This window comes from Pleurocapsa sp. FMAR1, from assembly GCF_963665995.1.
Classification (GTDB): Bacteria; Cyanobacteriota; Cyanobacteriia; order Cyanobacteriales; family Xenococcaceae; genus Waterburya.
In genome coordinates this window covers 3,119,081-3,131,650 of record NZ_OY762512.1, presented here as the reverse complement: position 1 = coordinate 3,131,650, position 12,570 = coordinate 3,119,081, and the positions used below count along the sequence as shown (strand labels likewise).

The following is a 12,570-nucleotide window of genomic DNA, read 5'->3' as shown; positions in this document are numbered from 1 at the left end:
ATCAATTAATTTCCAATACTTCTTTTATTTTCTTTGATAGCCTCGCCGATAATCATCACCAAAGAGCTTATATCGTTTTATTTTTTGCTTGATACAACTGGTTGACATGGAGACGAGGTGACGGGGTGCGTAGTCTAGTTGAACCGTCCCCAACGGTGCGCGTTCCCTTGCGGAAAAGTGTGGTCTTTGCCAGTGGAAATGCTCCCGTCTAGGGAGCTTATTCCACGCTGGCGGTGGGGGTTTCCCCCATGAACAACTTTTTCAAGACGCGCAGTAGCGGCGACGCGGTGAGTCCAGTCCTGCGGACGGGTTTCCCTCCGCAGGGAACTGGCGAACCCTTTAGGGGGTCGCACCGCAAGTCTTACAAATCGATGAGTGCGTAACATCAGGTAATAAGTAATGAGTAGCGATTTTTGAAATACCTCTTATAGATAGTTTTCACACTGGGCTTTAGTTATCTCATGGCGATAGCGAAACATATCTTGAAGACGAGCATTTACCCACCAACTTAAAAGCAACTCCACTAACCAGCCTCCAGGTATTTCGTAGGCGATCGCATCTGTCAATTTAGTTTTGCCGTTTTCCATGCTAAATTGATGACGATGTACCCATGACTCCATTGGACCTTTTGTTTGTTTATCCACGAAAAGGGAATGTGGCTGACATTCAGTATGAGTAGCAATCCAAGGTATAGGAATTCCTGCTAAAGATAAGCGAAACTCGCTAATCGCGCCAACCTCTAAACCTCCTTCACGGCGAATTATAGTCACAGGTTGCCAAGGAGGAGTTAAAAGATTTAATATGTCTGGTCGTTCATGAAACTGCCAAACTGTTTCTACAGGAGCGTCAATCAAGCTAGAATATTGAAAATGTAGCATTCACAAAGATAAATAAGACCTAGCTGAAAGTATTGAGGTAATAGTTAAAAGAATTCCTAAAAGGATAATTGTCCATGTTTTATATGTACTAGAAGCACCTTTTTCGGCTACTAAAGATGTTTGTTCTTCTAGTTGCGATCGCAAACTCTCAATTAAACTATTCTGTTCATTTCCTTTAAGATCTAATAAAGCGTTGCTTTCCTTTTCTGATCCAAGCTGCTGATTTAGCTGTTCTATCAAAGCTAAATGTTCATTAATCTCAGTCGCTAACTGGCTACCTTTAGCTGTTTCTTGGCTTAAACTAGCAACTTGCTTTTCTTTGGTAGTTTTTTCTTGTTCTAACAACTCTTGAATCTGACTCAGGCTTTCTTCCCTAGAAGATATTTGCTGATTCAATTCTGCTACTTGTTGCTTTTGTTCAGTTAGCTTTTGTTCAAGATCCTGATTTGCTTTATTTCCTGATTCTATTTGAGCTTTTTGCTGTTTGCCCTGCTGTTCTAAACTGTCAATTTGTTCTTGCTTACTAATTATTTGTTGTTGATTAGTTTGACTTTCTGTATTCAGGCGATCTATTTCTGCCTGTAGCTGCTGCTGGATATTATCGCGATCGCTTTTGACACTATCCGCTTCACTTTGTGTTTCACTTAACTGCTGCTGTAGCTGAGTAATTGCTTCGTCTTTTTCTGTTACCTGCTGTTGAATGTTATCGCAATCGCTTTTAGTACTCTCAACTTCACTTTGTGTTTCTGCTAGTTGCTGCTGTAGTTGAGTTATCGCCTCTTCTTTTTCTGTTACCTGCTGTTGAATGTTATTGCGATCGCTTTTAGTACTCTCAGCTTCACTTTGTGTTTCCTCTAGCTGCTGCTGTAGTTGAGTAATTGCTTCTTCTTTTTCTGCTATTTGCTGTTGAATGTTATTGCGATCGCTTTTAGTACTCTCAGCTTCACTTTGTGTTTCCTCTAGCTGCTGCTGTAGTTGAGTAATTGCTTCTTCTTTTTCTGTTACTTGCTGTTGAATGTTATTGCGATCGCTTTTAGTACTCTCAACTTCACTTTGTGTTTCTCCTAACTGTTGTTGTAGTTGAGTAATCGCTTCGTCTTTCTCTGTTACCTGCTGCTGAATCTGATCGCGATCGCTTTTAGTACTCTCAACTTCACTTTGTGTTTGTGATAACTGTTGTTGTAGTTGAGTAACTGCTTCTTCTTTCTCTGTTACCTGTTGTTGAATGTTATTGCGATCGCTTTTAGTACTCTCAACTTCACTTTGTGTTTCACTTAACTGCTGCTGTAGTTGAGTTATCGCTTCTTCTTTTTCTTTTACCTGCTTTTGCAAGTTGGCATCATTATCTTGTTGCGCGGATAATTGTTGTTCTAACTCTTTAATACTAGCTTCACTAGCTTCTTTGGCAGTTTGACTATCAGCTTCTTGTTCTGCTAATTGCTGCTTTAACTGTTCAATTTCATCAATTCGCTGCTGGTCTAAATTACTATCGGCTTCAGGTTTTTTTGTCTCAATATTTTTTTGTTCTGCAATTTGCTCGTGTAATTTTTCAATCAAAGCTTCTTGATCTTGAGAGCGTTTTTTTAGAGCTTCAAAACTAGCTTTATGCTCATTAATTTTTTCTTTTAATTCTGTCAATACAGTAGACTCATCTGCATCTTCTTCTGCAAACGAATTAGCATTTGGTATATTTTCACTACTTATATTGCCTTCTACCACTTCTATTTTAGTTAATGAAGCTTCCGAAGTTTCATCACCGTCTGATTCAATAGAAATAGTTTGTTCTGCTATTTGACTTGCGATCGCTAAGTTTCCTGTAACCAAGCTTTCCACAACTTTTGATTTAGATAGACCTGTCTCCAAGACAATTTTATTTAAATTTTCAACAGCCTGAGGAGTCAAAGAAATTCCTACCTGAGACTTTTCTATAAAACTAGTTTTTTTTGGTGTTCTACCACCAGATTTATTTTTTTTACGTGGCATACTATTTTTTATCTCCGATGTTTAGTTAAAGCTTTTTTGATTATGTATGTCCTAAACAAATTTTATTTTAATTATTGTTCTAGATAAATCTATAAATTGCCAAGATTTAATAACAATTTACGTAATGCTTGCTACCGTTTTATTAATTGTTGATTGCTAATAAATTACATTTCAGGTTTAAGATCCGAACCTCAGATTTTGCTTTCTAACTATTATCTTCAATTACATCAATATTAGCTTTGTACCTAGATTTTTTTCAGTATAACGGTAATTTATTTAAGCTTTATAGTTAGTATTGTAGAACAAAATTAACCTGTTTTTTTGTTCTGAAGCATTAACTTTGCCCATCAATGATCGAGAGCAAGTTGCCAAGTGACAAATCTTGCCCTCTGATTTTCAATTAGCAAGCTTTAGCCAGTATCAAGATGATCGCCGAGCAGATTGTTCAGATTGCTTTTCTTCATCAGAGTAAGACTTGCAAGCAGCAGAATATGAATCAAATTGATTGCTATATTATATAATTGTTATTAGCAAGAACGCTCATCAAACCTAGTATAAAAACCACCATATTTAATCCAATATTGTTTTAATTCATGGTGGGGGGTATGTAAACTAGCTTTAGCTTGGTACAAAATCACCTGACGATGATTTCCAATCCAAACTTTACGTACGGGTTCGACAGAGATAAATGTTCCTCCTAACCCTTTGACGCATTTTTCAAATCTTTCAACCGTAGAATATTCCAGAGTTTCAAAAATAAAAAAGTTGCCTGAACAAATCAGATGACGGCTTCTGATCCAGGCTTGCATTTTTTTGCTAGCTACTGGTGGCAACATACTTCTAGCTGTTAGCTCCAATATAATCATCTCTTCTTTTTATTTAATATGGCTGTTTAAATGATTTAGTTATTTAAAAAATAATTAGGCTTTGACGGATGGATAACTATGGCAATTCCGCAGCAAAACTGGCTCTTTTTTTAAAGTTTAAAGAGCCGATGGCTGAACCCCAAACTTGCTTGTGGGTATTTAAATTCATGCCTCGATCCCAGCTAACCCAAGTAGTTTCAGTTAGTTCAACATCACTAATTAAATAAGTATCTACGCCTTTGCGATGAATAAAACATTTATTTCCAGGCTCAACGCTGCCACGAAATAAATCTCCCTCTTTTTTAAACACCATTGAACAGTTGTAACGTCGTTCAATACCATCTGGGGGAATTGTCAGGAGAATATCACGATTGTGACCAGAACCAGCATAGTTCTCCGCTTCCTTGAGGCTGTAATTTTCAATATAAATATGATCGCCCTTATCTACTAGGCGATGAATTCCTTGCCGATAGGGACTCCAAAGATCGTAATCGTAGACCTGTTCAGAATAAAAGCCTATCCCTGAAAAAAATTCCCAGGGTAAAGGGCGAAAAAAAATCCGAATATGAGCATAGTTTTTAGGATCGGCATCAGACTGTTGACGATTGCAAAAATCTCCTGCCATCAGGCAAGCTAGCTCATGCAGCAGACCATTATCTTGCTCGGTAAAATTGTTATCTTCGGTCAACATTGTCTTTTATAAATAAGTTAAAACAAAAAATTATAAAAAGATTAAAAAATTAGTTATCTAAATTTAGAGAACGAATCTCAGAAGAGAAAGAAGCGGTAGTAACTCCTTTTCCATCACCTGTCTTAATTAAAGACACTCGAAGTCTTAGATTGGGCGTAGCAAACCAAATTTTTTCTTCTGCTGCTGCTCTTTCGTATTTGGTGGTTAAAATAAACGAACCGTCTTCTACAAGCTGATAATAACCGATCGCTGGAACAGTTTCAGCATACCCCTGTTCTCTCAATAATTTTCCCTGGGTAGGGTTTTCTAAGTCGGGAACAGGCACTAGCACCGTTGAACCTGATAGCACCTCATCTTCATCCCAATCAGATTGTCCTGACCAACTCATATAAAAAGGACTAGTAACGAGATGAGCATCGACTTGATTAGTTTTGCAAAGTTCAATAACTCTCTCGTCATTATGAGCCAAAGATTTAATCTCAATCTCAGAAGTTACTTCTTCAAAATGGCGAAAAGCCAAATGGTGCGCGCTACGTTGCGATCGCCATTTTCCTAAAGAACGCTCTACAAATTCGTCGATATTCATAGATTTTCAATAAAAGATGTATATAAAATGATGCTTAAAAAGAATTGTTTGGACTTGTATTAAATCTGTTTTTAGTCTTTAGTTTTTAGCTATTCGTAACTAAGCCGAAAGCTAATTTTTATCCTAGCAGCCACAATCAATGTACTGCTAGGAAGTAATAACCGTAACAATAGTTGACTTTAGATACTATTTGTTTTGATTGCGATTTTTCTTTTCGTCAGAACGCTGTTCGGGTTCAGACTCAGAAGCTTGTGCTTCACTGGGTGTAGGTGCAGATGCAGCAGTTTCTCCCAGAGAAATATTAGCTACTTTACCCCCCATACGACTAATGTTTTGGATGGTTTGAGACATCCGACTATAGGGAACTTTAACGGTGTAATTACTGTTACGCATTACATTTTGGTGACACATTCCCGTAACCTCAATGGCAATAGTACGACCACCATATTCACTGATGTTAGTGTTTCCAGTAGTAATCATTCCTGACATGATCTTAGATTCCTCCGATTATTTGGGAGAAAAATTACCTTCCTCCCAATATTTTTATAATGCTATTGTTTCCAAGAGCTTAAAGCCTAGAGCCTAGAGCTTACAGCTTAATTAAATTTCTGTAATACTCACAATTTTCGCGCCAGTACGATGCAAGTTTTTAATTTTGGCATTTAGCTGTGCATAGTCAACATTGTAAGTTTGATTGCTAAAGCGATTTAGAGAACCAACGCTTGCCTTTGTTGCCTTGATGCGGAAACGCTTATTGTTAGTACCAGGAGTTCCTCCAGAGCTTCTTTTGGGAAAGACAATAGGAGTAGGTTTGTTAGCTGCCAAATCAGAAATTAGGGTCGCTTTATTAGTAATGTTGTCGCTACTGGCGTAACCATTGTATAAAGCGTAGGTACGGTTGAAGCCTACATTTAGCAACGTGCGCTGGTTGCTTTCTGTGCGAGGACAGGGAATAATGTTTTCGCCAAAAGCGTTGTTGTACTCTTCGCTGTCGATGTAAGAATCGATTTCAGCCTCATAGCCAAGGTTGTTGTAGATCTGCACGTGCTGAGATATTTCTGCCTGATCTAAAGGCGCACGTCCCAAAAAGTGCTTGCAGTTCATTTCAATAAAGCGATATTGAGAACACTGCTCAAAGAAAAAAGAGCGGTATAGTTCTGATTGCCCGATCGCTCTGACGAAACCACGGATGGTCAAATCTCCATTTCTTAGTAGAGATTCAGCCGTCTCCAAACGCTCTCCTTCTAATAGATAGGCGTTGCCCAAAACTTGTTTATAAGCTTGGCGAATGATAATATTAAAATCTTGGTCTGGATCGCGTTCGCGCAGTTCCACTGGACGTAAATCAGTTATCCAAAATGACATAATTAAGTTTTTCCTAAATTGAATTATTTGTTTAGTTAAGTTCGGTGATGCTGACGATTTTTGCGCCAGTACGATGAATGCGCTGGATTTGGGGAGTCATGCGATCGCCTGGGACAATATACTCGGTGTTGCTCACACGACGAGGGCTATCGAATTTGGCACCTGTGACCACAATTTTGAATCGTTTGGCAGTAGCATCAGGGTAAGGGGAAATACGACCACCAACGGTCCGCGTTTTAGCAGTAACAGCACTATTAGTAGCAACGCTGTTTACTAAGCGAGAACCTTTATTAGCACTATCCACCCCAGCAATACCCTGAAGTAAAGTTAAAGTGCGATTATAGTTAACTTGCTTTTGACCTACTTGGCTTTTTGCTCCTACATAATAAGGAACAATATTTTCCCCAAACTTCTCTGAATACTCAACGCTATCGATGTAAGAATCTATTTCTGCCTCATAGCCTTCATTTACACAACGTTGAATATGTTCTGATAGTTCAGCCTGATCTGCGGGTGCGCGTCCTAAAAGATGTTTAAAGTTAAGTTCTACAAAACGATATGGCGCACAGCTTTCAAAGTAACGAGCGCGATAAAAATCTGATTTGGCTACAGCACGGACAAATTCTCTTAGGCTAATGTTGCCATCGCAAAACTGAGATTCTGCGCTAACTAAACGCTCACTCTCCATGACGTGAGGATTGCCCAAAACTTGTTTATATGCGTTACGAATAGCGATCGCTTTGTCATCAGCAGTGCTATTTGCGCGAATTTCGACTGGTGCATCTAATACAGTGACCATGTCTTGTTTCTCCTGAAATAAATATTTTTTTGTTAATTAAAAAATTGCTAATTGAGAACAGAAAAGTCTCTAACTTTCCTGTCCCCTAATTTTGCTTTTACAGCAGCTTTTTTTAGTTAACGGGAGTAATACTGGCTATTTTTCCACCTTGCTTATGAATACGTTGATATTCTTGAGAAAGCTGCTCATAAGGTACTAAGTAAACCTTATTGCTACGACGGAATTTAGAAACGCTATTAATCGGGAATCTGCCAACTCGATTTCTAACTCCAGCAGCCTGATAACCAGTGACCTCAATGCGATATACTGTGCCGTTTGCTCCTGCGCCAACTCCCTGACGAGTACGAGCAGATAAAGGTGGTTCGCGGAAAGACCAACCGTCGCCAACAGCACCACCAGAAGGAGGAACTATCGCTAAAGGCGTACCTTGAATAATGTTTTTGTTAAGTAAAGGGCTTTTCCCTGCCAAACTGCCTTTAAAGTCGCTAGAAGAAGCACCACGTGCTAAAGCAAACATATGGGTGAATTCCACCATAGTTTGACCAGGACGACTCTTGTATCCTCGATAAAAAGGAACAAAGTTTTCGCCATAGGCTGATTGATATTCATCGCTATCAAGATAGGAATCAACTTCTGCTTCCCAACCGCCTTCATCTAGAATGGCACTATGAGCCTTCATTTCATCATAGCCATTGGGTGCGCGACCCAGAAAGTGCTTGAAGTTTAGCTCAATAAAGCGATAACGAGGACAAGTTGTAAAAAAACGAGAAAAGTAAGCTTCAGATTTCCCAATTTCTCGCACAAATTCCCGCACGCTCAATTGTCCAAGTTTAAATTGAGATTCAGGAACTGTTGCTCGTTCGCTCTCCATGATATAGGCATTGCCTAGTACCTGTCTGTAGACAGCGCGGATAATGCTTTCTACCTCTTCTTCTGAACGACCTGGTACGTATTCAAAAGGTGCGGTATCTTCAAATAAGCCGACACCTAATTCGGATGCTGGTCCAAAAGTCATTTAATAAATCTCCCTAATTAGGAATTAATTTTTTACGGGATGTAAAACCAGAGTTGTCGAGCATAGTCAAATTTGCTCGCTAAACTACTGATATCGATCTACAGCCGTTTGTTTTAGAATGAGTTTTATGTAAATATAAAAACTCGACAAGTAAAGCTCTTTATTGAGTAAAAATACTCCTCTGCTTACTTTATTACTGGTCACTGCTTATTTTCTTGATTGAAAGAAAATAAACTCTAAGCTAGCAATTTAACTAGTAGCAAAAGCAAAGTAGCAAGATATCAAAAATTATTATTTTGATGTTTTACTGCCCTACAGTTACTAAAGTTGCTGCCAGCTCATAAATTTAATTACAAATATTTCGAGTAAACTACCTCTGGTTAAGAAGAAATTTTGACTCTCATATTGATGCACTGTTTTAATTAAGTGCAGAGCTTGTTAAAAAGGTATTTGCTTTAGTGTCTAGACGAAAAATAAATTGATTCGTAACACCTAGATAAATGAATGAGAACCTGACCTTATTTAAGAACAAAGCAGCCATTCACAGTCTATTTATACAATGCTGTCAGAACCGTTCTAATCAAGTTTTGTAAAACTTAATGAGAACATTATTAACAATTGTTGCATACTCGTGCTTTAAACCAAGAACATTGACGAAAAAACTAGTTCAACCTTTCTACAGTTCAATGAAACCTAATCACAGAGTACCTTTTCAAGGCTGATTGATATGTAAAAAAATATTACGCACTTTAGATAAAAAATAAAGATATCCAAACACATAATTAGCTTTAAGTTTTTTGCTCTACCCCAAAACCGACTAAAAGAACATTTTCTAAAGGTTGTCCTGCAAGAGGTTTGGCATAATTCAGAATTTTACGAATCCGCATTTTAGGATTAGTTAGGGTAATAGAATCAACCGAAACTACGCGGGTATAGTTGGTAGTCATTAATAATTCCCTGGTGCTAGAGTCAAAACGAAAATGAGAAATAATTGGTCTAGCTTCTTCGTAAGCGCGATCGCGTAAATAATCCCCTTCTAGTATTTCACCCTCTTCTGATTTAGGTACAAACATTAGATTAAGGTTTTGTCTCACTTCTTCTCCTTTCTCGGAGATAGTATAAAAACCTAGATTAAAGCCAGGAAGTTGCTCAAGATTATCGAGCTTGTCGTAGGCGTTGTCAGCTAAAACCTTTGATTTTTGCTCGTTATTTAGAGGCTGAACCTCAAAAGTAGTTTGCGATCGCTCTATTTCCTTGTGAGTCAGATAATGATAAGTGCGATCGGATTGCCAATTGCCAACGCAGTCGGCGAAAAATTGTTCAAATACAGAAGTGTTCATTATTTAAAGATTTTGTAAAGACTCAGAAATATACTGGCTTGATTTTTTAAGTTAAAGATCCAGGTAAAACTTTAGTATTGATTGAACTTCCTCAAAAAAGTTATTTTCTAATTGACCCAGTACCTTTATTAATCTACGTTTATCAAAGGTACTGGGTTCGATAGCAATAATTGTACTATCATTATTTAATCCGTTTTCTGAACTGGCGATCGCCCTAACAACCACTGGAGCAATCTTTTTTGCTTCTACAACAGTAGAAGATATCGGCAGCAAGGTGACTTTAGATCTAACTTGGTTGAAGTCCGTAGGAGAAATAATCAAAGCTGGTCTAGTTTTTCTAATCTCAGTACCGACAGCAGGATCAAAATTAGCTAACCAAATACTTCCCCGTCTATAATCGCGCAATCGAGTTCCTCCTCGCTCCAACCCAAACCCAATTCATCAACTGCTTGCGCTGCCTCTAACATTTGTCTCCGTTTGTGTTTAGCGACTTCTTGCTCTATTAAATAACTACACAACGCGCTGCGATTACGTTTAGTAATGTGTTCACTGCTTTCTACCAAACTATCTAGCTTTTTTAGTAGTTCATCATCTATGTAAATTGATACTTTTGCCATAGTATAAAAACGCAGATAATATTACTGACAAAATGGTAGCATAAAATGTAAGATAATCGGGCAGCATAAATTACTCGATGACAACTGGATAGAGAATTCTAATCTTTGAGAAATTCAAGTTTAAAAATACCGTCGCTAGGTTTATCGGCAGTCATTTTTTCCCAAAAAATTTCTTGTAGAAATATTTTGGCTTCGATTGTTTCTACTACATCAACTCCCCATTCTCCAGGATATAGAGAAGTTGGTGACATACCTAAAGCAGGAGTTGTTTTTTTGCCACCGAGAATTAAAGTATCGATAGCAATTTTGGATTCTGTTTGGCTTTTTCTTTTACTAGTCAAAATCTCACCGCACATTTGCCCAATCTCTTTAGGTTCAAATTCTCCCGTGGGGAAAAGAATTTCTACAACCCAGTGAGGATTTTCAATTAGGCTACAGGTAATATTCTCTTTTGCTTTTAGTCCATCGATAAATAGTTGAGCAAACTCTTCCAGGCTAAAAGCAGGAAGCTCACTGTTACGTAGATTGAAGTTGTGTGAGAGTAGCATTCTCCCAGTTGATTTATCGCTCACGACGTTAAATTTATATCTATATTAAAAAGACTATTTATAAACATATTAGTAGACCCTGACATAAATAAAGTGACCATCGAATAATCTATCAAAGCCGATAAATCATACTAAATTTTGTTCAAGTAGGTTACTTGACTGTTGGATTAGGTAGTGGGTAGTGGGTAGTAGATAACTATTTAATAAGTTAAAAACTTTAAGATACTTTTCCTAATCGGATTTAGTATTGTTACTTGTTACTTTTGCGCCTAGCTCAAAACTCCTCCAAATCATAAGCACCACCTCGTTCTAAAGCCTTCTGGTAAGTTGGTAGCGCCTGGATGCGCTTTAAAAAATCCATAAGCTGCGGACGACTCTCATCTAAACCAGCATAAGCAGCAGCAGCCTCTAAAGGAAAGCTTAATTGAATATCGGCTGCGGTAAACTCATCACCAGCAAACCAAGTGTTCTTTTTAAGTTCTGCTTCTAAATAATCTAGGTTTTGGGTAATTTGAGGTTTAATAAATGTCTTTTTGACTTCTCCTGTAATGATTTTGGCAATCGGGCTTAAGAAGAAAGGTGTTTTTTGATCGATTTGATTAAAGACAAGCTGCATTACCAATGGTGGCATTGCCGAACCTTCTGCATAGTGCAGCCAACAATTATAGCGCAAGCGTTCTGGAGTTCCAGGTGCAGGTATTAATCGTCCGTCGCCATAGCGTTCGACTAAATACTCAATAATCGCCCCAGATTCGGCTAAGGTTAACTCTCCATCGGTAATAACAGGAGATTTACCAAGTGGATGAACCTTCCGCAATGACTCAGGTGCAAGCAGGGTTTTAGGGTCGCGCTCATAACGTTTGACATCGTACTCTAAACCGAGTTCTTCTAACAGCCAAAGTATACGCTGCGATCGCGAGTTATTTAAGTGATGAACGATGATAGTCAAATTATTTCTTGGAGTTATTTGTTCAGGTTTGTACTTATGTAACTGTTATAACTCTGGTGAACTACGATTGCATTCTTTATCTAAACTATGGTTAAGTATTCCCCAGATTTTAATTTGGCGATCGATGCTGTAGCTAGCAATAAATTCGCGATCGCTGCTCAAAGCAAGATAAGCAACAGGCGCATCATGTCCCCGTAACCTAGATAAATCTTGTTCGGCTACCAAGTCTCGTATGACAATTTTATTAGTAGAAAATTCGTAAATTTTAGTCATAGACCAAATACCTTTCGGAATATATGACCGAGATTTATTTTGACCAGATATTAGGTTCAAATTGTTTGTCCAAAGGAGTTTTCGCAATGTGATTTGTGTAATTGTGCATGACTTTAACCGCAATACCTAAAATGACTTCTAGCACCTGTTGCTTACTATATCCCGCCGTCAAAAATGCTTCTATTTCACTATCTTCTACCCAACCGCGAGCCTTTACCATTTGTTGAGTAAAGTGACGTAATGCTTGTAATTTAGCATCTACCATCAGTGTTCCATTTCTTAAAGCTTCAATATTTTTTTGAGACATTCCAATCGCTTTAGCTAATCCTGAATGGGCTGCCATACAATAATCGCAAGAGTTATCATAGTTTACCGTTAGATAAATTATCTGCTGCTCTATCTTCGTAAAACTGGTAGTCTCAAATAAATCCCATAATGTCATCGAACCTTTCAATAAAGCTGGAGCTTCAGCCGCAATCCCTTCTAGATTAGGAATAAAGCCGAAAGTTTCTTTGGCGTGAACTAAAGCTGATTTGGAGTCGGCTGGTGCTGTTTCTAAAGTATGAATAGTAAATTCCATTGATTTAACCTTTAGCTTGAGTATTAAGTAGACAAGTCTGTCTCCTTAGATTTAATTGATAGTATAGCTATATGAGACAA

16 protein-coding genes are annotated in these 12,570 nt (G+C 38.0%); all 16 read right to left on the bottom strand.

The features are described 5' to 3' along the window. Positions 1-425: 425 nt before the first annotated feature. The 16 genes from SLP02_RS15205 to SLP02_RS15130 all read right to left on the bottom strand — a co-directional run bounded on the left by SLP02_RS15205 (position 426) and on the right by SLP02_RS15130 (position 12,490). Positions 426-878, bottom strand: coding sequence for an SRPBCC family protein (locus SLP02_RS15205; protein WP_319421533.1), 453 nt, complete (start codon positions 876-878; stop codon positions 426-428). After that, positions 879-2,861 carry a coiled-coil domain-containing protein gene (locus SLP02_RS15200; RefSeq protein WP_319421532.1) on the bottom strand — a complete coding sequence of 661 codons (1,983 nt, stop codon included), beginning with the start codon at positions 2,859-2,861 and terminating at the stop codon, positions 879-881. 527 nt (positions 2,862-3,388) lie between these two features. After that, on the bottom strand, positions 3,389-3,697 hold the full coding sequence (locus tag SLP02_RS15195) for a CpeR family transcriptional regulator (protein WP_319421531.1): 309 nt from the start codon (positions 3,695-3,697) through the stop codon (positions 3,389-3,391). 106 nt (positions 3,698-3,803) lie between these two features. Next, a complete protein-coding gene (locus tag SLP02_RS15190) occupies positions 3,804-4,418 on the bottom strand; it encodes a chromophore lyase CpcT/CpeT (RefSeq protein ID WP_319421530.1) in 615 nt (204 codons plus the stop codon). A 49-nt stretch (positions 4,419-4,467) separates the two neighbouring features. Next, positions 4,468-5,004 (bottom strand): phycobiliprotein lyase, encoded by a 537-nt coding sequence (locus tag SLP02_RS15185; RefSeq protein ID WP_319421529.1) that lies wholly within the window; start codon positions 5,002-5,004, stop codon positions 4,468-4,470. Between the two features lie 186 nt (positions 5,005-5,190). Next, positions 5,191-5,493 (bottom strand): phycobilisome linker polypeptide, encoded by a 303-nt coding sequence (locus SLP02_RS15180; RefSeq protein ID WP_319421528.1) that lies wholly within the window; start codon positions 5,491-5,493, stop codon positions 5,191-5,193. A gap of 111 nt (positions 5,494-5,604) precedes the next feature. Continuing rightward, positions 5,605-6,369: a phycobilisome rod-core linker polypeptide gene (locus SLP02_RS15175; protein WP_319421527.1), complete on the bottom strand. Its 765-nt coding sequence runs from the start codon at positions 6,367-6,369 to the stop codon at positions 5,605-5,607. 31 nt (positions 6,370-6,400) lie between these two features. Beyond that, complete coding sequence (locus SLP02_RS15170) at positions 6,401-7,168, bottom strand: phycobilisome rod-core linker polypeptide (protein WP_319421526.1); 768 nt, start codon at positions 7,166-7,168, stop codon at positions 6,401-6,403. A 112-nt stretch (positions 7,169-7,280) separates the two neighbouring features. Continuing rightward, entirely contained in the window at positions 7,281-8,183 is a 903-nt protein-coding gene (locus SLP02_RS15165) for a phycobilisome linker polypeptide (protein ID WP_319421525.1), read from the bottom strand. A 788-nt stretch (positions 8,184-8,971) separates the two neighbouring features. Further along, entirely contained in the window at positions 8,972-9,523 is a 552-nt protein-coding gene (locus tag SLP02_RS15160) for a phycobiliprotein lyase (RefSeq protein WP_319421524.1), read from the bottom strand. A 51-nt stretch (positions 9,524-9,574) separates the two neighbouring features. Continuing rightward, the gene (locus tag SLP02_RS15155) at positions 9,575-9,928 is read right to left on the bottom strand and encodes a type II toxin-antitoxin system PemK/MazF family toxin (protein WP_319421523.1); all 354 of its coding nucleotides are present in this window, start codon (positions 9,926-9,928) and stop codon (positions 9,575-9,577) included. After that, positions 9,895-10,140 carry a ribbon-helix-helix domain-containing protein gene (locus SLP02_RS15150; protein ID WP_319421522.1) on the bottom strand — a complete coding sequence of 82 codons (246 nt, stop codon included), beginning with the start codon at positions 10,138-10,140 and terminating at the stop codon, positions 9,895-9,897. Before SLP02_RS15150 ends, SLP02_RS15155 begins: the two co-directional genes overlap by 34 nt. A gap of 98 nt (positions 10,141-10,238) precedes the next feature. Continuing rightward, entirely contained in the window at positions 10,239-10,712 is a 474-nt protein-coding gene (locus tag SLP02_RS15145) for a DUF2656 family protein (RefSeq protein ID WP_319421521.1), read from the bottom strand. A gap of 250 nt (positions 10,713-10,962) precedes the next feature. Next, positions 10,963-11,637, bottom strand: coding sequence for a glutathione S-transferase (locus SLP02_RS15140; protein ID WP_319421520.1), 675 nt, complete (start codon positions 11,635-11,637; stop codon positions 10,963-10,965). Between the two features lie 45 nt (positions 11,638-11,682). After that, entirely contained in the window at positions 11,683-11,910 is a 228-nt protein-coding gene (locus SLP02_RS15135; protein ID WP_319421519.1) for a hypothetical protein, read from the bottom strand. A 34-nt stretch (positions 11,911-11,944) separates the two neighbouring features. Continuing rightward, positions 11,945-12,490, bottom strand: a complete 546-nt coding sequence (locus SLP02_RS15130) for a carboxymuconolactone decarboxylase family protein (protein ID WP_319421518.1) — start codon at positions 12,488-12,490, stop codon at positions 11,945-11,947. Positions 12,491-12,570 lie beyond the last annotated feature (80 nt).